Source organism: Stenotrophomonas sp. T8 (genome assembly GCF_051853085.1).
GTDB classification, from domain to species: domain Bacteria; phylum Pseudomonadota; class Gammaproteobacteria; order Xanthomonadales; family Xanthomonadaceae; genus Stenotrophomonas; species Stenotrophomonas sepilia.
On sequence record NZ_CP195329.1, the window covers coordinates 1,930,613 to 1,950,362 of the forward strand.

Sequence of the window (19,750 nt, forward strand, 5' to 3'; positions counted from 1 at the left end):
CGGCGGCTACCTGCACCTATCACTGTTCTGGTGTGAGGCCCTGCCTGGCAGGGCCTTCCAGCAGCGCTCCGGTGGCGGAAAAGCGGCTGCCGTGGCAAGGGCAATCCCATGTGCGCTCATGACCATTCCATTGAACAACGCACTTCAGGTGCGGGCAGAGCGCCGACATCGTGTGCAGGCGCCCGCCCTCGTCGCGGTAGACCGCAGTGCGCTTTCCATCCACGTCCAGCAGTGCGCCGCAACCACGGGCCAGCTCACTGGGCGAGTGCGACGGCACAGCAGCAAGGCGATCTCCCACCATGTGCCGCGCAACGGTGCCATTGGTGCGGGCCCAGCCGGCCGCCGAGCGCACCGGTGTGAAGCGCATGGGGCTGAGCAGCTGCTCGATCTCGCTGGTCGTGCCGAGGATTCCCTCGGTGATCGCACGCGCGGCCACGCCCGCCCAGGTCAAGCCGTCCGGCCCATAGCCGGTAGCCAGCCACACATTGTCGTGCGCGCTGCTGCCGATGTAGGGCAGCTGGTCGGCTGCGCGGAACTGCTGCGCGGACCAGCACAGCGGCTCTCCCTGCACGGTGAAATTGCGATGCGCGTCGGCGACCAGATGCTCGGCTGGATCCATCGGCGGCGTTTCGCCGGTTCGGTGGGTCTCGCCGACCAGCACCAACCAGTCACGGCCATCAGTACCGCGCACCCCGCGCAGCGATCGGTGCCGATCGGCAATCCAATGAATGCCTGCCGCGGGCGGCGTGGCAACCGGTACCGCCACGCCGTATTCGCGGTAGACCTCCATCTCGGCCTGCACCAGGTTGAAACCTGCTGGCGAATGGGTGGCCAGCACGAAGTGCCTGGCGTGGATGCGGGCGCCGTCGGCCGTCGCAACGCCGGCGGATGCCTCGATGCTGTTGATCCGGGTCCAGTCGTGGATGCGCACCCGGCCCGCCAGATGTCGCGCCAGCTCAATGCAGAACGCCGCCGGATCCAATTGCGCCTGATCTGCAACGCGGAAGGCGTGGCCCAAGGTGAACGGCAGCCCGGACTGGTGGTGTTCGCATTGCAGGCCGACGCGCTGATAGGCCTGCAGCTCACGCTCGAATCGCGCAGTGACCTCGCGGGTGCGCTCCTGCATGCCGTACTGCATGGCCACGCGTTCGAAGCCACAGCGCAGATCGTAGCGGTGAACCAGTGTTTCGATGGACCGCAGCGCCTGCTGCCGCCACTGCACGATACGACTGGCCGTGTCACCGCCCCAACGCGCGATCAGGTCTGCCAGCCGGGAAACGGGCGCGTAAAGATTGCCCGTGGACATCACCGTATTGCGCCCGCCGATGGGCCCCGCATCGACCACCAGCACATCCAGGCCGCTATCGGCCAGGCGGGCCGCTGTCAGCAGGCCAGTCATGCCAGCACCAACCACCAGCACGTCCGCCTGCGTGGTTCCGGCAAGTCGGCGGAAGCTGTTCGATTCGGCATCACGGGACCAGAGGCTGGCGCGCGGTAACGGGTCGGCCATGAATACACCCTTGCAGAGTCAGCTGGAAGCCTTCCCTGATACGCCGCTGCGGGTGAAACAGCAGTGGTGCGGCCGTGCAGGAAATGCTCACACGCGTGGCAGCAGCGATGCCGATCAAGGACGGGTGAACATCGCGTGGGCGACACGCCTGCGCCCGCTGTGCGGGCGACGACGCCCCCCTTGCAGTGCGGTCGCTAGCGTGCCTGGAAGGAGGAACCCGCTGTGAGCACGCACCTGGAGATCGACCTGATGATCGCGCAGTTGGAGGAAATGCTGCCGGAATGGGCGGCGTTCTACCCCGAGCCACAGTTCATCCGAATGCTCGCCGAGGCGCTGGACTTCATTGCTGCCAGTGCCGACTCCGATGCCCGGATGTATTGCGTGATGCGCACCGGGCACCTCAACGTGTGCAGCGGAGAGATCCCGTGGGCAGCGCGCTATGGAGGTCGTTGAGCCATCACGTCAGGCCGCGATGGCATAGGGTTCGACCAACCTGGCCAGGACGTCCATCGCCGTCTCAGCCTCGGCCTGGCCGTCGCTGTGCTGCACAAACCCCAGCCAGTCTGCGCGGGCCAGGCGTCTCAACGCCGCCGGCTGCGTCGGGATCCAGCGCATCGGCCAGAACGGGAGACGCCGGTTGCCTACCCTGCCGCGCTGCAATTCGATCAGTCCCGTGTGGCTGGTAGCACCGAGCACCCGTGAGTACGCCACGCTCAAGCCGTCCTCGGGCCCCTCCATGTACTGCAGGAATCGGGCTCCATCGAACAGCAGCACCCCGGTGACGCCCGCATTTCGGTTGAAGCGGGCGGCATCATCCACCAGATCATCCAGCTTCACGCTGCCCAGACCCAGCGGGTCACCCGCAACGGCTGGGGCCGCTTCACTCACGTATGCGACTGCCCTGATCGGCATTGGCTGCTCCTGTAGCGAATCCCCCCAGATTCCGTGTCGAAAGCATAGGCCAACCGCGCCGCCGGTATGTTCCGACGCTGTGTATTTTGTGGATCAGTTGGGTTCAGACAGACAGACGGTACGCAGAGTGCGCCTGGGCTACCCGTCTGCCTGCGCCCATCGCGCAAGATTCTGTTTCACTTTGTCGATGCCGGCCCACGGGTCCCTGCGGCGCCGTTTGAGCTTTGCTGGCACGTCCCTGATCGTGAACGCGTCGGCGCGCTTGAGTTTGGACAGATCCCCCCATGCAATCGGCAGCGCCACCGGTGCCCCCGGCCTGGCCCGCAACGAGTACGACGCGACCGCCGTTGCTCCGCGCCCGTTTCGCAGATAGTCAACGAAGATCCGCTTGTTGCGCAGGCTTTTGGTGGCTGTTGCCAGGAACCGCTGCGGCTCGGACTGCGCCAGTGCTTCGGCGAAACCCTTCGCAAAGCGCTTGGTCAGGTCCCAATCGCATCCCGGGTTGAGCGGCACGACCACGTGCAGGCCCTTGCCGCCGGATACACGCAGGAACGACTCCAGCTCCAGCTGCGCCAGCAGTTTGCGGATGTCGGTGGCCGCTTTCTTGACCTCGGCAAAGGGCACGTCCGGTCCTGGATCCAGATCGAACACCACCCGGTCGGCCTGCTCGGGCGCTTCGGCGTGGCTGCCCCACGGATGGAATTCCAATGCGTTGAACTGCACCAGTTCGAGCAGGCTGGCCGGGTCGCGCACGACCAGGTAATGGGCATTGATGCCGCTTTCTTCCTTCAGCCTTGCCGCGTCGACCAATTCCAGTCCGGCCGTATGGTGTTTCTGGAAGAAGCAGGGTTTTGCGGTGCCACCGGGGCATCGGATGATCGACAACGGGCGATCAATCACCTCGGGCAGGAGATGATCCATCACTGCCGTGTAGTAATCCCACACGTCCTGCTTGGTGTAACCGTCGCCGGGAAACAGGATCTTGCCCGGAGACGACAGCGACGGCGGCACGCGATCCGCCACCGGTGCCTTCCTGGTCTTGCGCGCAGGTCCCGAGGCTGCCGGTGTGCGCGCCGCCGCCGGGGACGTTCCAGCGCGATCGGAATCGGCAAGGTCGGCGGTATCCTTGTCGGCCCGCACCGCCTTCAGCGACGCCTGGCGCAACAGCTTCTGCCCGCCGATCCCGCGGTAGAAGACCTCGACCACGAAACGTGGCTCGAACCAGGTCGCAGCGCGCAGGTCGGTGTCCTGCGTGGGCACGTAGGCGGTCGGCTTGCGGCCGCCACCGCCCTTGATGCGCTTGCTGATGTCACCGATCAGTTCGTCCGAGAACCCGGACCCGACGCGGCCGGCGTAGAGCCAGCCATGCTTCGCATCCGGCCGGGCCAGCAGCAGTGAGCCGAAGCCGGTGCGGCTGCCTTTGGGCGCGGTATATCCGACCACCGCGAATTCGTCGCTGGCCAGTTGCTTGGTCTTGCGCCAATCCTCGCTGCGGCCGCTGTGGTAGCTGCGGTCGGCGCGCTTGGAGATGATGCCTTCGAAATGCTGCTCGCCGGCCACGCGATAGGCTTCATCGCCATCACCTTGCACATGCGAACTGAACGCCAACGGGCGGCCCTGTCCTTCCAGCACGGACTGCAACAAGGCCTTGCGCTCCAGCAAGGGCGCATCAGCGACATCCACACCATCGAGGTGCAGCAGATCGAACAGTGCATACGTCAGCACGCCTTGGCGCTCGCCGGAGAGCGTGGCCTGCAGCAGGTTGAAGTCCTCCTTGGTGCCAGCGCCGGCGATCAGCTCGCCGTCCAGTGCGGCTGAAGTGAGGCCCAGCGCCGCCACAGCGTCACGTATCTCGGGGATCTTGCCGGTCCACTCCAGTGCATTCCGGGACCAAAGCTGCACATTGCCCTCGGCGACCGTGGCAAGGATGCGGTACCCGTCCCATTTGATCTCATGGACCCACTGCCCGCCCTGGGGCGGCGCGTCTCCCAGCTTGGCCAACTGCGGTTCGAATGGACCGGACGGCGCTGCGGCCTTTCTTGCCCTGCTGAGCGCCAGGGCCTTCTTCGCCCAGTTCTTTGGCCGGGTGCGCCTGGCGGGTACTGTGGCGAGCCTTTTCTTTGCAGCCTTGCCGGCACCCGACCGCTTCAGATCCTCTGCAGGGGGTTCAGCGACATCGGCCAGCAGATCGTCCGCCTCGATATCGCCGGCAAATTCGTCGTCGTCCTTGAACAGCAGCCACTGCGGCTGGCGCGCCGGCTTCCCGGAGCGGACCAGATGCCACCCGCCCTTCAGTTTGGCACCGAACAGCTCGAAGCGCAGATGACCCTTGGCAAGCTGGGCTTCCGGGTCGCCCTGCGTGGCCCATACACCGTGGTCGAACTGGGCGACATGGCCACCGCCGTACTGGCCCTTGGGGATCTCGCCTTCGAAGCTCGCGTAGTCGACAGGATGATCCTCCACCTCCACCGCCATGCGCTTGACCTTCGGGTCGTAACTGGGTCCTTTGGGCACGGCCCAGCTCTTCAGCGCGTCGCCGACCTGCAGGCGGAAGTCGTAGTGCCTGCGGCTGGCATGGTGCAACTGCACCACGAAGATGGCGCGTTGGCCTTTCGGTAGCGCCTTGCCCGGCTCGGGCTCCTGGGTCTGGTCAAAACGACGCTTGCGGCGGTACTCGACCAGGGACATGGGCAACTCCGCGCTATTTTCCCAGATGCTTGCGGACCGCAACGGCGGTGGGGCCGACCGCCGCGACAGCGGCACGAAGTTCTGCGGCGGACACACCCAGCGTCGCGGTCCAGTACTGCAGCTCGTAATCTTCGTTGACGTTGATACGATCCCGGTCCGGGCTGCCGGTGTTCTTCTTGTCATCGCTCATGGGGGGTCTCCACGCGTGATCGGGCGTGAAGTGACCGTACCGGCCGGTGCATGGGCACGAAGCGATGCCATTGTGAAGCCATGGCGAAGGCTGGATGCATCGGCGGCAACAGACGCCGACAGATCCTGCATCGTGAAGACAGCGCGCAGAGTTCGCGTGGACGTTCCCATGCCGCCTTCACTTGGCCCCTGCCCGATCGCAACCGGTCAGGACCTACGCTGGGCACTCCACTCACTGCGGAGCCCAGTATGGCTATCAAGACGGCGGAAGACCTGTTCATCCACGAACTCTCGGATATCTACAGTGCCGAGAAGCAGCTGACCAAGGCCCTCCCGCGCCTGGCCCGTGCGGCCGAGAACCCGGACCTGGCGGCAGCGTTCGAAACGCACCTGGAAGAAACGCAGGGCCAGATCGAACGCATCGATCAGGTGGTGGAGGTGCTTGGCATTCGCCTGAAGCGCATCAAGTGTGCGGCGATGGAGGGCCTGGTGGAGGAAGGCAAGGAAGTGATCGACAGCATCGACAAGGGGCCGGTGCGGGATGCGGCCCTGATCGGCGGCGCGCAGAAGATCGAGCATTACGAGATTGCGTCCTACGGCACCATCGCCGCGCTGGCCAAGCAGCTGGGCTACAAGGATGCCCTTCCGCTGCTGCTGGAGACGCTGGAGGAAGAGAAGGCCACCGACGAAAAGCTGACCCTGCTGGCCAAGGGCGGCGGCAACGCCAAGGCCGCGCAGGCCGCCTGACCGGCGCACGCCGGAACCCGGCGGCCACGGATGGCCGCCTCAGGGCCCGTACAGCACCTGATCATTCGGGCAGAAGAACGTGCGTCGCCGCGTCGTCCCCAGATAGAGCTTGCTGATCGGGCCACCACAGGGGGCAGACCTTTTTCGTGTGCACCTGCCAATGCTTCTTCAGCTCGAAGCGGCGCTTCCACTCCAGGAAATCGAAGCTGTAGGCGCGAGCCTGCTCGATCAAGGCGGTAAGCCTTCGTGGCGGCAGGTCGCCCAGCCGGGAGGCGGGATGCACGCCGATCCGGAACAGCACCTCGTTCTTGATGATGTTGCCCACGCCGGCGAAGACGGTCTGGTCCAGGAGCGCATCACAGACCATGACGTCCGGCAGGGCCTTCAGCTTGCGCCGGGCCAGCTTCGGATCCCAGGCGTCGTTCATCACGTCCGCGCGCCAATCGTAGACATCGTCCAACGGCTCATCGATCAGCCGCACGGAACACGCATAGAAGTTCAGCTCGCCATTGTCGAACATCAGGGATACACGCGGCGGGGTTGGCTTCCTTTCATCGATGCGCCAGCTGCCGAACATCATCAGATGGATGCGCAGCGTGTGGCGGCTGAACTCCAGCAGTAAGTGCTTGCCCCAACTGCGGACCGCCTTGACCAGGCGGCCCTGCAGCGGTGACAGGTCGATGCGGCTGTTACCGGACACGGTGCGGACCACGTGCCCCTTGAAATGGCTCGCCGCTTCCCGCAACAGCACGATGGAAGGACCTTCAGGCATGGGCGTTCTCCTGCAGCAGCGCCTGCAGGCCCAGGGCGTTGCGGGTGGCGTGGCCGAGTGCGGTATTGTCCAGTACGCACCAGGCGGGTCGTTGCGCATCGGCTTCGCGCTGCAGCCGTTGCGCCAGCTTCGCCAGGGTCTGCTCGCTGTACGCACTGCGATAGATCTGCGGTTGGCCGTGCCAGCGCCAGTAGCTCCACGTGCGGTCACCGCCGGGGATCGCTGCCGCCGGCACACGTGCCGGATCCGCGGCGACCCGTGCAACGCCATGCGCGCTCAACAGCGCATCGACCTCCGGCGTGAACCAACTCGGGTGGCGCGGCTCGCACGCCAGGTCGGCTTGCGTGCGTGCGCGCAGGCCCCGCAGGAAGGTTTCGGTCGTGATCGTGTCGTACACCAGGCTGGGCGGCAACTGCAGCAGCAACGGACCGAGCTTTCCGCCCAGCGCCAGCACGCCTTCAAGGAACTGTTCGAGCGGTTGCATTGCATCGCGCAGCCGACGCTCATGGCTGATCTCGCGCGGGAGCTTCACCGCGAACCGAAAGCCCTCCGGAACGCTCGCGGCCCATCGCGCGTAAGTCCTGGGCTGGTGCGGTCGATAGAAGGACGAGTTGATCTCTACCATCGACAGGCGTGTGGCGTAGCGCTGCAGCAGGCTGTCGCCCGCGCCGAACGCTTCCTGATCCGCCCGCGGCAGCGACCAACCCGCACAACCGACGCGTGGTGGGGCGGGCGCAACCGGGGCCGCTGTGGCCTTCATCGTGCCAGCTGCCCGTCCGGTTCGGTGATGCCGCCCGCACCTGCCTCCGTGTGCGACTGCGAAACCGACAGCAGACGATCCAGTGCACTGGTGCCCGACTGCAGCGCCGACGCGCTGCGCACGAAGCCTGTCCAGTCGGAGATGGCGATCTTTCCGAGCGCCAGCTCGTCCACCCGCACGCTGCGCATCCGCCAGTGCGGAAACTGTCGACGCCCCACCCTGCCCCGGTTCAGTTCGACGATCCCACTGTGGCTGCTGGCGGCCAGAACACGCGTGTAAGCGGCCTTGATTCCTGCCTCCGGGCCTTCCAGGTACTGCAGGAAGCGCGAGCCATCGAACAGCAGTGTGCCGGTGACATCGACGGATTCGTTGAACTGCACCGCCTCCGCCACAAGCTGCTGCAGCCGTTGTTCCGTCAGGTTGCGGGAGGCTTCACTTACGTAGGCAATTGCTCGAAAAGGCATGGCACCACCGGTTGTTGCAGACCGCTCTACCTTAGCCACGCGGATCGTACGCGCGGTGAGATCGGTGTGGAGGCTGCGTCGAACTTTGGCGTGGCCCTTCCGCATCGCGTTGACGCGCGGTTGGGTTGCGGAAGAAGTGTCTGCCTGTGCGCACACGCGTGCACCATGGTTCGTGGAGGCAGGATGAGGAATCGCAGGCTTCCGGATGACGCCACGTTGGCAGCCATGCCACCGCCGTCTAGCGTCGGATCTGGAAGATGGTCGCTGCCGCCAATCGGGCGGCTGAACCCAAGGAGACTTTCCATGGCCAACCAGAACCAGAACCAGGGCAACAGCAACCGCGGTTTCGCTTCGATGGACGAGGACAAGCAGCGCGAGATCGCCGCCAAGGGTGGACGTGCCGCGCACGAGTCAGGCAACGCCCATGAATTCAGCTCGGAAGAAGCACGCGAAGCCGGCCGCAAGGGCGGCGAAGCAGTGAGCCAGGACCGCCAGCACATGGCTGACATCGGCCGCGAAGGCGGCCAGAACAGTCGCGGTGGTGGCAACCAGGGCGGCGGGCAGCAACAGCAGGAACGTGGCGGCGGCAACAACCGCGGTGGCCAGCAGCGCTGATCGGCATTGAAACCCGATGTACCCCTTCGTGGGCGGACGTGATGTCCGCCCACTTTCGTGCGCCCTCGCGTCACTCACGGGCGTTTCAACTGGGGCGCCGCAGGCGGGCGCCCCAGGTTTTTCATGGCTCGCGTGGCGGCAGATCCAGTGCGCCCGCGCCCGGGCCGGCCCCCAGCTCGGCCCCGGTGGTCGGCCGCGCTTCCGGGTCGGAGAGCGTGCGCAGGGTCATGGCCTGCACCGCGGCCTGTTCGCGTGGATCGAGCTCCACCGTGCCGCTGCCGTCGCCACCGTCCACCGCAGCCTGTGCCTCGCGGTCGCTGACCCGCTCCCAGAGCTCGCCGCTGTTCCAGCTGCCCTGCAGGTCGTCGGCGCCGTCGCCCTGCGACATGTCCATGTACAGATCGGTGAACGCAGGATCCCCCGGCAGCTTGCCCGGTGGGAAGTTGGGCTGGATGCTGTGCAGCGCCTTCTCGAACGACTTCATGTGGGCGATCTCGCGGGTCATCAGGAAGCGCAGCGCATCCTTGATGCCCGAGTCGTCGGTGACGTTGATCAGGCGCTCATACACCAGCTTGGCGCGGGCTTCGGCCGCAATGTTCGAGCGCAGGTCTGCGCTGGGGTCACCGATCGAGTCGATGTAGGCGGCTGTCCACGGCACCCCACTGGAATTGACCAGCGCCGGGCCGCCGCCGTAGAGGATCTGTTCGGTGTGGCTGGTGCTGTTCTGCCCCAGCAGCCGCATGTCCTCGGCCTCGGCAAGGCCTTCGGACTGGATCGCCTTGGGCCCGCGGTTGAGCATGGCGATGATGGTGCCGATGATCTCCAGATGGCTGATCTCTTCGGTGGCGATGTCCATCAGCAGGTCCTTGCGCCCGGGATCGCATTCGCCAAGTCCCTGGGTGAAGTAGCGCATCGCGGCGGCCAACTCGCCCTGCGGGCCGCCGAACTGCTCAAGCATAAGGCTGGCGAGCTGCGGATTGGATTCGCGGACGCGCACGGTATACATCAGTTTCTTGTGATGAAAGAACATGAGGATTTCTCCAGTGGCTGGCGTGGGCTGGCTTTGCGGTCAACGCTTGGCCTGGGCGCCAGGCGTTTCGTCACGGTTGAGGAACGCACCGACCAGGCCGTCCTGGTGGTCCTCCAGCCAGCGCGCCATGGCAACCTCTTCCTGCAGGATCTGGCCACACACCGCCGCAATGTCGGGCGCGCCGGCGCGCTCGGCAGCGATCACCAGCGCCCGGTACGTGGCGATCTCGGTGTTCTCGAAGCCGAACGAAAGGCCCACGCTCTTGACCACCTCGTCTTCCATCAGCGTGTTGCCAGCGGCGTGGATGGCGGCGGTCATGCTGGCGAACAATCCCTTTGCGGTGGGCACGCTTCCTCCCAGCGCCTCGATGCACTCCCGCAGGGAAGCGGCCTGCCCCTGTGTCTCCTGGACGTGCTGGCCGATCCGGGCAGCAAGCTGGGGGTAGTTCTCGATCCGCGAAGCCATGGCCTTCATCATGGTCTCCGCTTCCTGTTCCATGGCGTAGGCATCCTGCAGCCATTTCAGCAGGCGTTCGCGTCGGGTGTCGTTGTGGTCTGCCATCTCGATCTCCGGTCTGGGGCGACATGCCTCCGGAGAACATGGTGGAGCGCTGGCAATCACCGCCTTGTCGGGCGGCGTGAACCGCTGGAGGTGGCCGCTGCACGCGGCCCTGATGCGGCGATAACATGCAGGGACTGCGGGTTGGCCCCGCTCCGCGGTCAGGGCATCGGGCTGGACAGTGCCGCGCCGCCGGCTCGACCATGCAGGCTGCCACCCGACGCGCGCGGAGCGTCCGTCGCCACCAGTGCCTGTACCACACGGTGTTGCATACGATGAGCACCGCCCTCCACGCCCACGACATACACGAAGCGCCCATCGAACTTGGCGTGCGCGCCCTCCAGGAGATCGTCGGCCTGCAGGGCTCGCTTGAGCGACTTCATCCACGTGCGTTCAGGCATGCGGTCCAGTTCCACTACGATGGCAGTGCCACCGCAGTCCAGCGGCATGCACTCGACACGCAGCACGCGTGGAGAAGCAGAATCGGTTCCGGATAGCGGCATGAGAGAAGCTCCAATGCGGGGGACGGCGGCAGTATCCATGCCACGTGCCAAGGCGCCGTCAACGAGCTCCATCCCGCCCTGCACGCTGCCTCGACGGTGCTGGAGGCGCGCTTCACGGGCTTCGCGCCGGGCTGACAAGCCGCACGCGTCGTATTGATGCTGCACAGCACAGACTGGCACTCCCGAAGCAATACAGGCTGTACACATGCAATCCGGAATGAGCCAGCGCAGATGCAACCTGCTGCTGGTGGAAGACCAGCTCGACCTGGCAGCACTGATGGAACATGCACTTGAGGACGCAGGCGACCAGGTGACGCACGCCTACAGCGTGTTCGACGCGCTGGGACTGCTGGACACCCAGCGATTCGACGGCGCCGTGCTGGATGTCGAGCTTCGTGACGGCGTGGTGTTTCCAGTCGCTGATCGCCTGGCCGAACTTGGCATCCCCTTTCTGTTCGTCTCTGCGGTCTATGACCAGCTGGTGCCGCAGCGCCACCGCCGCGCCGCCTTCGTGGCCAAGCCGTTCCACGTCGACCAGCTGCAGGAGACTGTGCGGCGCGTGGTGGGCGACGCCTGCGCACCCTCTTCGGCACGCTGACCCCGACTGCAGCGGTCAACCCAGGTGCGGGGCCACCACCAGGCTCAGCTGGCGCAGCGCACCACCACGGGAGAGCCCGTCCCAGTTGCCACGCGCCACGCTGCGGATCTCGGAGGCCTCAACCCACAGCAGCCGCATCGACCAATCAGGAAAGAAACGGCCTGAAACCCTGCCACGGCCCAGTTCGATCAGCTCGCGATGGCTGCGGGCACTGAGAATGCGGCTGTACACCACGTTGATGCTGTCTTCCGGTCCCTCGATGTACTGGAGGAAGCGGAGCCCATCGTAAAGAAGCACACCGGTAACGCAGGCTTCGAAGTTGAAGCCGGCGGCGGCCCTGGCGAGGTCGTCCACATGGTCCATGGAAAGCCCCGGTATCGCCTCACTTGCGTAGGCGATCGCGCGGAGGGGCACATTCGTTCCTTCTGGCGCAGGAGGTTTCCTGCGCGGCAATGATCGCTGCCCCGTTGTAGGCGGCGATGAGGGCCTTCAGGCGCTGAGGCACCGCCGCCTCTCCTCGGCTGCACACTACGCTAACACCCGTCCCGGACTTCAAGCGGCGTTCGCGTAGGGCTCAACGATTGCAAGCAGCTTCTGCATCGCTTCGTCTTCGTCCTGGCTGGTTACCGCCCGCTGGATGAAACGGCTCCAGTCCGCAAGGGCGATCATCTGCAGCTCGCCCGCGCTGACCGACAGGCAGCGCATTGGCCAGAACGGCAACCGCCGCTGCCCGACACGGCCACGCCCGAGTTCGGTCAGTTGGGTGTGGCTGCGGGCGCCGCTTACGCGGGAGAAGGCAACATCCAGCCCGTCGGCCAGGCCTTCCATGTATTGCAGGAAGCGCTGCCCGTCAAACAACAGGACCCCGGTCACGCCCGCTGATCGATTGAAGCGGGCCGCATCTTCCATCAGTGCAGCCAGGCGTTCCGGCGTGAACCCTGGGGCAGCCTGGCTGGCGTAGACAATCGCGCTGTTCGGCATCGACCGCTCCTGCTCTCCCAGCCGATCAATGTAAGGTAGGCAGCGTTCACGCGCCGTAAACGCGTACAGGGCACGCGTCACACATCGGCCGATGTGCCCGGGTTTCATGGGATTCGGCCTGGATCGGAGACGCCTGACGGCGCGACCGCATGCTGCGGTGCGGCGAAATGGCCGGTGTTTACACAATGACCGGCCCGGTCAGCACGGCAGGGGCACCCGCCGCCCCAATCTCCGCCAGATAGGCTGAAAATCCCCCTGCGGCGCGCCCTTCCAGACGCGCACTGGTGAAGACGACGGGAGCACCGGCCCAGCGTACATCCGCGCCGCAGGCCTGCAGCGCACTCACCATCTGAACGTCTTCCCCGCAGCGCAACGCAGGAAAACCGCCGACCGCACGATAGAAATGGGCAGAGACACCCAGGTTGGCACCATGGATGCGCCCGTGACCTTCCCCCCACTGCTGCCGCCCCTGGAATACCCTGCGCAGGCGATGTTCGGACGGGCAGCGCGCCGCAATGTCCACCAGTCCGCAGAAGGCGTCACACGGCTGCTCCAGTTGTCCAACCAACCAATCGCCAGGGACCGAGCTATCAGCGTCGGTGCTGGCCAGCCACCTGGCGCCGCGACCCAACAGCTCGACGGCGGCCGCTGCGCGGGCAATCCCCACGCAGCGTGCATCCAGCCGCACAATGCCGACGCGCTGTTGGTGGCAGATGGACGCCGTCGCATCCGAGCAAGCGTCCAGTGCAACCACCACTTCGACCGCTTCGCCGCCCAGGCCCGGGTGCAGGGCCGCCCTTCGGATCGATTGCAGGCAGCGCGCCATGCTGGCTGCCTCGTTGTGCGCGGGGACCAGAACGCCTATCACCGCAGGCCCTCGTTGCGGGCCAGTGACAGCGTGCCGCGCGTCCAGCCCTGCAGCACAAAGTCCGCATCGCGATAGTGGAAGGCTTCGTGCAGGCCGTGGCCCAGGCACCGATGCACGACTTCGGTCCGGCTCACCCGCCCGGGGAACGAGGGCAACCAATGGCACGCGACCAGCAATCCGTCGTCACGAAGTGCTTGATCGATTCCGGCACGCAGCTCGCGAAGGGCGCTCGTCCCCAGGTAGTAGCCCATCTCACCGCAGACGATCAGGTCGAAGCGCCCCGGCGGCCATTGCTCGGGGTGGCTGGCGCAGTGGACCTGCACGTGCGGCAGGTGGGCCAGGTTGCGGCGGGCCCGGAACGCTGCGCGCGGGCTGATGTCGGTGGCCAGCAGGCGCTCACAGCGGGCCGCCAGGGCCTCGGTCAGCACGCCGTTGGAGCATCCCAGCTCCCAGCCACGATTGAACTGGCGCTGGCTCAGGCTGGCCAGCAGCAACGCACGCTTGCGTTCTTCATACCACCGGCTGCGGTAGCCAAAAGGGTCTTCCTGCTCATGCAGTTCATCGAAGTACGGTTGCGCGCTCATGCCAGAAATACCTCGTAATCGCGGAAAAATCGGGCCAGTACATGGGAAGGCAGCACCGGCGGGCTGTTCAGGCCCGGCACGTTGCCCGTCTGCGTCCGGAACCGGGCGATCGCACTTCGTTTCACCGACGCCACTGCGGAAATGTCGACAAGCTGCGGGAACTCCCACGCCATATGCGCGCAGGCCGGATCCAGCCAGTGCCAGCCCCATACCGGGTACTCCAGGCGACGGCAACCCACTGCGCGCGCGGCGCGGCAGGCTGCACGCCCTGCCGCTTCGTGATCGGGATGCCCATCGAAGCGCCAGGGCGCCAGCACCAGATCGCCCGGCTGCAGGTGCTGCTGCAGCCAGTCCTGCAAGCCCTGTTCGTGCTTGCTGACCGCGCCATCGCCGATGCCGAGATGAAACGTCGCGTCGGCCGCAATCCCAAGTTCCGCCAGCGCCGCTGCAAGCTCTGCCCGACGCGCCGACCGCAGGCGGTCCGGTGTCCACCACGGCTCACCCGGATAACACGCTTCACCATCGGTCACGGCAATGACGCCAATCTCCATGCCCTGTGCCGCAGCTTGATGGAGCAGCCCTCCACAGCCAAGGATCTCGTCGTCGGGATGCGGCGCAACGACCACAAGGCGGTGATGGTCGGCGCACAGCGAGCGGGCGGGCGTGGACGGTTGCTGCCAGAGCCAATCGCAGCGCAGCCAGGCCTGTTCCAGAGTTCCCTGTCCTTGCAGGGGTGTGCTGGCTACAGCGCCCATGCGGTCTCCTCGGCTGCCCGCTGCTCACCCAGCCACTGCCAATCGCGATCGGCATGGCACTGCCTGAGGAACACCGTCAGGTCCGCCCAGCGGCGGGCGTGCCCGTCTTCCAGGCACATCGGCGCCGGACCGAGCGCCCGGCCTGCAAGGTCCAGGACGCGCGTCGCCGCCCGCTCGACCACGCAGCGCAGCCGCACTACGTCTTCCCGATGTGCCGATTGGGGCGCGTCGTCGATGCGCGAGGCCACTTCGCGAAGCAGCGCCGCAGCCGGCCCCAGGGCAAGATCCGCTGCACCCAGCAGCCGTGCGCGGTTGCCGTCGCTGCAGGCCGGCCGCATGCGTTCAGCCAGTGCCACCGCTGCGCCAAACCAGACCGCCGCGATACCGGCTCCGCCATGCCAGAAGCCCGGCCGTTGCAGGTAGGCGTCGCGCGGTCCCAGAATCGTCATCGGTGCGCCGTCGAAGCGCACCGTCGTGGACGGAATGCCGGCCATGCCAGCCGCCGGCCAGGGCTCACCCGAAAGCGTGCACCAATGCTCCGCCGCCACATGGCACAGCCACACGCCGTGTGTGTTCCGCACGGTTACCAGTGCCGCATCCACCCACGCGCTGCCTGAACACCAGGGCTTGTCACCATACAGTCCACCGCCGGCGTCGATGCGCAGGGTGTTGGCTGGGCCTTCTGCGGCCCACACCGCCAGCAGCTGCCCCTCAGCAACCATAGGCGCGTTCAGCTCGGCAATGATCGCCAGGGCGTCGTAATGCGCTTCCAGCACCTTGGCCAGGCAGAGGTCCTCTGCCCCCCACGCCGCCAGCGCCCGCCAACGCTGCAGCGTGTGGCCACTTCCGGGCAAAGGCAGTGCGGGCTGCTGGGCGAGAACCTGGCGAGCGCGGTTGAACAGCGAAGAAGGCAACGTCACATCCTGCATGGCCGATCTGCAATGAAGATAGGTCATGAACGTAGGCGCCCTGCGGTCACATCACTGTCTTGGCGGTGTGGCGGCCACATGAATACCCGGCGCAGTGTTCCTCACGCGCTCACCGCTGGCGCTGTTCGCTGGCACGCACGCACTGGCGCAGCTCCCACAGCCAGGGCAACACCACCAGGCCAAGCGCCGGCAGCAGTACGAACCCCCACAGCGCCGGTGCTGCCGGTGCCACATTGACTGCCCATCGAGGTTCGGCCTGCCACGCCACCCCGCCCAGCAGCACCCAAGGAGCGGCGTCGAGCACACTGTGCACGTGCTGCTCGGCCGGGCTGATGCGTCGCCGCCCGTCCGCGCTGACAGTGTCGAGGTAGCCGGCGATTGCGTGCGCGATGACCAGGACTGCCAGCAGCGTGACGAGCAACCACGTGCTTTCCAGCACGAGCCACGCCAGCACGCCGCTGCCGATGAGCAGCAGCTGCAGCCCATGCAGCAGGCTCTCGCGCATCGCGGACGTGTGCGGCAGGTCGGTACGCCGGTGAAAGTGGAAGTCCAGCGCACCGGCGGCCAGCCAGACTGCGTAGACACATGCCATGACAATCCAACTCATGACGGCCTGCTCAGGGAGTCAATACGATCTTGCGGCAGTCGTCGTCCTTGGCATCGAACATCGCATAACCTTGCGCCGCGTCGGCCAGGCGCATCCGGTGCGAGATGATGTCCCCCGGATCCAGCTTTCCTTCCAGGATTGCGTCCAGCAGCTCCGGCATCAGTCCCTGCACGTGAGTCTGCCCCATCTTGAATGTCAGGCCCTTGTCGAACGCATCGCCCAGCAGGAACCCGTGGATGAAACCGGCATAGACACCGGGAATGCTGACCACGCCGCCGCGGCGGGCGGCTGCGATGCACTGACGGATGGCCACGCCGCTGCTGCCTTCCAGTTTCACGGCGGTCAGCGCTGACTCCAGGGCACTGCCCTCGGCCTCGAAACCGACGGCCTCGATGCAGGCATCCACGCCGCGTCCACTGGTCTGGGTAAGGATGTAGTCGGCCGGGTCCTCGATCTCCTTGAAGTCGATCGGCGTCACACCATATGCACGGCGCGCGTAGTCCAGGCGGTAGCGAAGATGGTCGACCATGAAGATGGTCTCCGCTCCCAGCAGCCGGCAGCAGGCCGCGCTCATCAGCCCAACCGGACCGGCACCGAAGATCGCCACTGTCGAGCCCGGCTTGACCCCTGCGTTCAGCGCGGCCTGATAGCCGGTGGGCAGAATGTCCGACAGGAACAGAACCTGTTCGTCGGCCACGCCTTCCGGGATGCGCAGTGGGCCCACATTCGCCTTGGGCACGCGCACGAATTCGGCCTGTCCGCCTGCCACGCCGCCATACAGATGGCTGTATCCGAACAACGCCGCCGGGGGCAGAAGGCCCTTCTGGTTCAGCGCAGCGCCCTTGCCCGGGTTGGTGGTCTCGCAGGCGGCATACTCGGCCAGCCGGCAGTGGAAGCACTCGCCACAAGCGATCACGAAAGGGATCACCACGCGATCGCCCGGCCTCACCTGGGTTACGCCGCTGCCGACCTCTTCCACCACGCCCATGAATTCGTGCCCCAGCACATCGCCGTCGTGCAGATCGGGAATCTTGCCCCTGTACAGGTGCAGGTCCGAGCCACAGATGGCGGTGGCGGTAACCCTCAGGATCAGGTCGTCCTCAGCTGCCAGCACCGGGTCCGGCACGGTCTCGACGCGCACATCCTTGCGGCCGTGATAGGTCAATGCCTGCATCGTGCTTCTCCAGAAGATCGGAACGACAGCATTGCAGGGACGCCCTCCTGCCCCGGTGACATCCAGGTGTGCGCAGCGTTCATTCCGCGGCGTCGTGGTGTTAACCCGGCCCGGGGCACGCTGCGAACACCCGCCACAGGAGCTCACCATGAACGACAAGCTGCCTTTCAATCCAACAACAGACGTGGACGATCAATCGAAAGCACACACGCCGGACAAGCGGCGCAATGGTCGAGCGAAGTGGAAGGAGCACGACATGCCGGACGACGGCGATGGCCCCAAGGCCGTACCCGAGGACTACGAGCGTCCCGATCCCGATCCGACGGGCAAGCGTTGAGGCCGCCTCACATCCTGGATGCGCCGGGTTCACGCGTCATGGTGCGCTGCCGGCGCAAGCTGCATGCACGGTTTCTGGTCAGGCTGAAAGAGGTGTTGCATGTGGAAACGCAACGGTCTCTCGCTGGTACTGCTCGCACTCACTGTCGTCTTCATTGTCGGGCAGGCAGTTGCGGGACATCACGTGCACAATCAGGAGTTGACGCAGCACGGGCGCGCGGCGATCGACCTCTGGCACTACCTGGCGACCGGGCATTTCGTGAGCGCTACATTCGAGAACTGGGAGAGCGAGTTCCTGCAGATGGGAATGTACGTTCTTCTGACCGTCACCCTGCGCCAGCGTGGCTCGGCCGAATCCCGGCCCCTGGACCCGGCGCAGGAGCAGAACCGCGTCGAGCCGGGCCCTGCGCCGTGGCCGGTTCGTCGCGGCGGCGCATGGAAGGTGCTTTACGGTCACTCGCTTGCGATTGCCTTCGGGCTGTTGTTCCTGCTCAGTTTTGCATTGCATGCATTGGGTAGCTGGCGCGCCGAGCAGGTCGAGCAGCAGCTGCAGGGGTTGCCGGTGCCGGGTTTCCTGGAGCATCTGGGCAGCAGCACGTTCTGGTTCGAATCGATGCAGAACTGGCAGAGTGAGTTTCTTGCGGTGCTGTCCCTGGTTGTACTTACGATCTTCCTGCGGCAGAAGGACTCACCGCAATCCAAGCCGGTCGAAGCTCCGCACGCGCAGACAGGGGATTGAACCATGGGAAATGCTCCGTCAACCGCCTTGCTGATCATCGATATGTTCAGTCGCTTCGACTTCCCAGGCGCGCAGGCGCTGGCGCCGGCAGCGGAGCGGGCGGCCGCACAGATCCGACGCTTGAGAGACCACTTTGATGGCCACGGATGGCCGGTCATCTACGCCAATGACAATTTCTCGGACTGGAAGCGTGACTTCCGCCAACAGGTAGCACAGTGCCAGCGGGATGGAGGACCGGCCGGGCGGATTGCCGACCTCCTCTCTCCCCTGCCCGGTCACTACTTCGTGCTCAAGCCCAAGCATTCGGCGTTCCTGGCCAGCCCGTTGCCGATTCTGCTGGCCAAGCTTGGCGTGCGCAGCCTTTGGCTCAGCGGGATGACGGCCGATTCATGTGTCCTGGCTACCGCGCTGGACGCCAACGCCAGGGAATTCGACGTAGTGGTGGCACGGGAGGCCGTGGCGGGGACGCCCGCCCGGAAACAGCGTGCGATGGCGCTGCTCGCCGATTCGGGTGCAGCCCGGGTCGCACGGCTCGCCTCGCTGGTCCCGGCATGACCGGCCGGAGCGGGCTCAGGCCCGGTCTGCGATTCCCTTTACACCGGCGTGACCGGCGCAATGTGCGCAGCAGAAGATCTGACCGTTTCCTTCAACGCCATGCCCGATGATCGCGCAGTCGCAATGTGCGCAGCGCGGTGCGAACGCATGGATGGCGCACTCGAACGAATCGAAGGTGCCGCTGCGTCCACCCTGCTGGAGGGTGAAGCTCTTGTCGTAGTCATTGCCGCAGACATCACAGGTAGCCATGGGGCACCTCATGCGGAGAAAGGAGCATGCAGTGTCGCGGGCGCGGGTGTCGGCGGTCGTTAATGCATCGTGTCGCCAGCGTGCAGAACACCGATGTGTTCATTACGCAGGCTGCAGCCCGCGTTGCCAACGCCCAGCCCACGCGTCTCAGCGTGCCTTGCCGGGCTCGGCACTGCCACCAGGCGATGTGCCGCGACCACAGGGAAACGCCGCGCGCAGCCCTTCGACAACCAGGGGAGACGCATCCTGTTGCAATCGCTCGCGGGGCAGCTGCCGGAGCTGGGAAGACACCTGATCGACCAGTTCATGCGGAAGGATCCGGCCCTGCCCACACCACTGACCGCGGCTGGCATCGGCGACACCCAGGATATAGCTGCTGGCCCGGGCGCTGGACAGCCCCCGGCAGTGTTCGCCATCGCAGAACCCGTCAGCGCCTTTGCCCTGCAGCAGCGTGATGAGCTCCGCACCACTGACAAGCCAGGTGCGTTCCGGTTGCGTTGTGCCTGCCACGGCGGGTCCCACGAGGGCGCCGAGGCACAGTGTCAGGAGCCAACGCATGCGGCGGTGCGCGCGGCGGGCTTGATGTCCTTTCATATCGGGGTCCTGGCTGTCGTTTTTCTGGATTCC

Annotated in this window: 26 protein-coding genes and 1 pseudogene; 7 read left to right on the forward strand and 20 right to left on the reverse strand. The window is 65.8% G+C overall.

Annotation, left to right across the window (positions count from 1 at the left end; translation table 11 throughout):
• Positions 1 to 19 precede the first annotated feature (19 nt).
• Positions 20 to 1,510 (reverse strand): FAD-dependent oxidoreductase, encoded by a 1,491-nt coding sequence (locus tag ACSDHM_RS09080; RefSeq protein ID WP_439426889.1) that lies wholly within the window; start codon positions 1,508 to 1,510, stop codon positions 20 to 22.
• Between the two features lie 222 nt (positions 1,511 to 1,732).
• On the opposite strand from ACSDHM_RS09080, the gene ACSDHM_RS09085 reads away from it, so the two are divergent.
• Positions 1,733 to 1,963 carry a hypothetical protein gene (locus ACSDHM_RS09085; protein ID WP_138951212.1) on the forward strand — a complete coding sequence of 77 codons (231 nt, stop codon included), beginning with the start codon at positions 1,733 to 1,735 and terminating at the stop codon, positions 1,961 to 1,963.
• A 9-nt stretch (positions 1,964 to 1,972) separates the two neighbouring features.
• On the opposite strand, the gene ACSDHM_RS09090 is transcribed toward ACSDHM_RS09085, so the two are convergent.
• The 3 genes from ACSDHM_RS09090 to ACSDHM_RS09100 form a co-directional block, all read right to left on the reverse strand.
• The gene (locus ACSDHM_RS09090; protein WP_439426890.1) at positions 1,973 to 2,422 is read right to left on the reverse strand and encodes a BLUF domain-containing protein; all 450 of its coding nucleotides are present in this window, start codon (positions 2,420 to 2,422) and stop codon (positions 1,973 to 1,975) included.
• A gap of 138 nt (positions 2,423 to 2,560) precedes the next feature.
• Positions 2,561 to 5,110, reverse strand: a complete 2,550-nt coding sequence (gene ligD, locus ACSDHM_RS09095) for a DNA ligase D (RefSeq protein WP_188241016.1) — start codon at positions 5,108 to 5,110, stop codon at positions 2,561 to 2,563.
• Positions 5,111 to 5,123: 13 nt separating this feature from the next.
• A complete protein-coding gene (locus tag ACSDHM_RS09100; protein WP_065426543.1) occupies positions 5,124 to 5,300 on the reverse strand; it encodes a DUF3606 domain-containing protein in 177 nt (58 codons plus the stop codon).
• A gap of 248 nt (positions 5,301 to 5,548) precedes the next feature.
• Here ACSDHM_RS09100 and ACSDHM_RS09105 point away from each other — a divergent pair, with 248 nt between their 5' ends.
• Positions 5,549 to 6,046, forward strand: coding sequence for a YciE/YciF ferroxidase family protein (locus ACSDHM_RS09105; RefSeq protein WP_439426891.1), 498 nt, complete (start codon positions 5,549 to 5,551; stop codon positions 6,044 to 6,046).
• A 39-nt stretch (positions 6,047 to 6,085) separates the two neighbouring features.
• On the opposite strand, the pseudogene ACSDHM_RS09110 reads toward ACSDHM_RS09105, so the two are convergent.
• The 3 genes and pseudogenes from ACSDHM_RS09110 to ACSDHM_RS09120 all read right to left on the reverse strand — a co-directional run bounded on the left by ACSDHM_RS09110 (position 6,086) and on the right by ACSDHM_RS09120 (position 8,042).
• Positions 6,086 to 6,818: pseudogene (locus ACSDHM_RS09110) on the reverse strand (DNA-formamidopyrimidine glycosylase family protein).
• Positions 6,811 to 7,578: a DUF72 domain-containing protein gene (locus ACSDHM_RS09115; protein WP_088497444.1), complete on the reverse strand. Its 768-nt coding sequence runs from the start codon at positions 7,576 to 7,578 to the stop codon at positions 6,811 to 6,813. Before ACSDHM_RS09115 ends, ACSDHM_RS09110 begins: the two are co-directional and overlap by 8 nt.
• Positions 7,575 to 8,042, reverse strand: coding sequence for a BLUF domain-containing protein (locus ACSDHM_RS09120; protein ID WP_439426972.1), 468 nt, complete (start codon positions 8,040 to 8,042; stop codon positions 7,575 to 7,577). Before ACSDHM_RS09120 ends, ACSDHM_RS09115 begins: the two co-directional genes overlap by 4 nt.
• Before the next feature lie 303 nt (positions 8,043 to 8,345).
• Here ACSDHM_RS09120 and ACSDHM_RS09125 point away from each other — a divergent pair, with 303 nt between their 5' ends.
• Positions 8,346 to 8,657, forward strand: a complete 312-nt coding sequence (locus tag ACSDHM_RS09125) for a KGG domain-containing protein (RefSeq protein ID WP_261728472.1) — start codon at positions 8,346 to 8,348, stop codon at positions 8,655 to 8,657.
• Between the two features lie 121 nt (positions 8,658 to 8,778).
• Here the strand turns inward: ACSDHM_RS09125 and ACSDHM_RS09130 are convergent, their stop codons facing one another.
• From ACSDHM_RS09130 to ACSDHM_RS09140, 3 genes are all read right to left on the reverse strand, one after another.
• Positions 8,779 to 9,687, reverse strand: a complete 909-nt coding sequence (locus ACSDHM_RS09130; protein WP_439426892.1) for a manganese catalase family protein — start codon at positions 9,685 to 9,687, stop codon at positions 8,779 to 8,781.
• 39 nt (positions 9,688 to 9,726) lie between these two features.
• Positions 9,727 to 10,248 (reverse strand): ferritin-like domain-containing protein, encoded by a 522-nt coding sequence (locus ACSDHM_RS09135; protein ID WP_069138513.1) that lies wholly within the window; start codon positions 10,246 to 10,248, stop codon positions 9,727 to 9,729.
• 158 nt (positions 10,249 to 10,406) lie between these two features.
• Positions 10,407 to 10,646 carry a hypothetical protein gene (locus tag ACSDHM_RS09140; RefSeq protein ID WP_439426893.1) on the reverse strand — a complete coding sequence of 80 codons (240 nt, stop codon included), beginning with the start codon at positions 10,644 to 10,646 and terminating at the stop codon, positions 10,407 to 10,409.
• A gap of 307 nt (positions 10,647 to 10,953) precedes the next feature.
• Between ACSDHM_RS09140 and ACSDHM_RS09145 the strand changes: the two genes are divergently transcribed.
• Positions 10,954 to 11,346, forward strand: coding sequence for a response regulator (locus ACSDHM_RS09145; protein WP_072167057.1), 393 nt, complete (start codon positions 10,954 to 10,956; stop codon positions 11,344 to 11,346).
• A 15-nt stretch (positions 11,347 to 11,361) separates the two neighbouring features.
• Here the strand turns inward: ACSDHM_RS09145 and ACSDHM_RS09150 are convergent, their stop codons facing one another.
• The 8 genes from ACSDHM_RS09150 to ACSDHM_RS09185 form a co-directional block, all read right to left on the reverse strand.
• Complete coding sequence (locus tag ACSDHM_RS09150; RefSeq protein ID WP_072167058.1) at positions 11,362 to 11,760, reverse strand: BLUF domain-containing protein; 399 nt, start codon at positions 11,758 to 11,760, stop codon at positions 11,362 to 11,364.
• Positions 11,761 to 11,898: 138 nt separating this feature from the next.
• Positions 11,899 to 12,435, reverse strand: coding sequence for a BLUF domain-containing protein (locus tag ACSDHM_RS09155; protein WP_439426894.1), 537 nt, complete (start codon positions 12,433 to 12,435; stop codon positions 11,899 to 11,901).
• A 70-nt stretch (positions 12,436 to 12,505) separates the two neighbouring features.
• Positions 12,506 to 13,195 (reverse strand): glycosyltransferase, encoded by a 690-nt coding sequence (locus ACSDHM_RS09160; protein ID WP_439426895.1) that lies wholly within the window; start codon positions 13,193 to 13,195, stop codon positions 12,506 to 12,508.
• Positions 13,192 to 13,779 (reverse strand): class I SAM-dependent DNA methyltransferase, encoded by a 588-nt coding sequence (locus ACSDHM_RS09165; RefSeq protein ID WP_065196295.1) that lies wholly within the window; start codon positions 13,777 to 13,779, stop codon positions 13,192 to 13,194. The genes ACSDHM_RS09160 and ACSDHM_RS09165 overlap by 4 nt, the downstream gene beginning before the upstream one ends.
• Positions 13,776 to 14,534: a PIG-L deacetylase family protein gene (locus tag ACSDHM_RS09170; RefSeq protein ID WP_072167062.1), complete on the reverse strand. Its 759-nt coding sequence runs from the start codon at positions 14,532 to 14,534 to the stop codon at positions 13,776 to 13,778. The genes ACSDHM_RS09165 and ACSDHM_RS09170 overlap by 4 nt, the downstream gene beginning before the upstream one ends.
• Positions 14,522 to 15,463, reverse strand: a complete 942-nt coding sequence (locus ACSDHM_RS09175; protein ID WP_439426896.1) for an acyl-CoA dehydrogenase — start codon at positions 15,461 to 15,463, stop codon at positions 14,522 to 14,524. Before ACSDHM_RS09175 ends, ACSDHM_RS09170 begins: the two co-directional genes overlap by 13 nt.
• Positions 15,464 to 15,572: 109 nt before the next feature.
• Entirely contained in the window at positions 15,573 to 16,070 is a 498-nt protein-coding gene (locus ACSDHM_RS09180; protein WP_072167064.1) for a hypothetical protein, read from the reverse strand.
• A gap of 10 nt (positions 16,071 to 16,080) precedes the next feature.
• Positions 16,081 to 17,244: a zinc-dependent alcohol dehydrogenase gene (locus tag ACSDHM_RS09185; RefSeq protein ID WP_088497169.1), complete on the reverse strand. Its 1,164-nt coding sequence runs from the start codon at positions 17,242 to 17,244 to the stop codon at positions 16,081 to 16,083.
• A gap of 148 nt (positions 17,245 to 17,392) precedes the next feature.
• On the opposite strand from ACSDHM_RS09185, the gene ACSDHM_RS09190 reads away from it, so the two are divergent.
• The 3 genes from ACSDHM_RS09190 (at position 17,393) to ACSDHM_RS09200 (ending at position 18,874) form a co-directional block, all read left to right on the forward strand.
• The gene (locus tag ACSDHM_RS09190; protein ID WP_088497168.1) at positions 17,393 to 17,581 is read left to right on the forward strand and encodes a hypothetical protein; all 189 of its coding nucleotides are present in this window, start codon (positions 17,393 to 17,395) and stop codon (positions 17,579 to 17,581) included.
• Between the two features lie 99 nt (positions 17,582 to 17,680).
• Positions 17,681 to 18,319 carry a DUF6766 family protein gene (locus ACSDHM_RS09195; protein WP_088497167.1) on the forward strand — a complete coding sequence of 213 codons (639 nt, stop codon included), beginning with the start codon at positions 17,681 to 17,683 and terminating at the stop codon, positions 18,317 to 18,319.
• Positions 18,320 to 18,322: 3 nt separating this feature from the next.
• Entirely contained in the window at positions 18,323 to 18,874 is a 552-nt protein-coding gene (locus ACSDHM_RS09200; RefSeq protein ID WP_005416582.1) for a cysteine hydrolase family protein, read from the forward strand.
• A 15-nt stretch (positions 18,875 to 18,889) separates the two neighbouring features.
• Here ACSDHM_RS09200 and ACSDHM_RS09205 read toward each other — a convergent pair whose 3' ends face one another.
• Both ACSDHM_RS09205 and ACSDHM_RS09210 read right to left on the reverse strand, forming a co-directional pair.
• Positions 18,890 to 19,123, reverse strand: coding sequence for a hypothetical protein (locus ACSDHM_RS09205; RefSeq protein WP_111007731.1), 234 nt, complete (start codon positions 19,121 to 19,123; stop codon positions 18,890 to 18,892).
• Positions 19,124 to 19,270: 147 nt separating this feature from the next.
• Positions 19,271 to 19,717 carry a Rap1a/Tai family immunity protein gene (locus ACSDHM_RS09210; RefSeq protein ID WP_252745455.1) on the reverse strand — a complete coding sequence of 149 codons (447 nt, stop codon included), beginning with the start codon at positions 19,715 to 19,717 and terminating at the stop codon, positions 19,271 to 19,273.
• Between the last annotated feature and the right edge of the window lie 33 nt (positions 19,718 to 19,750).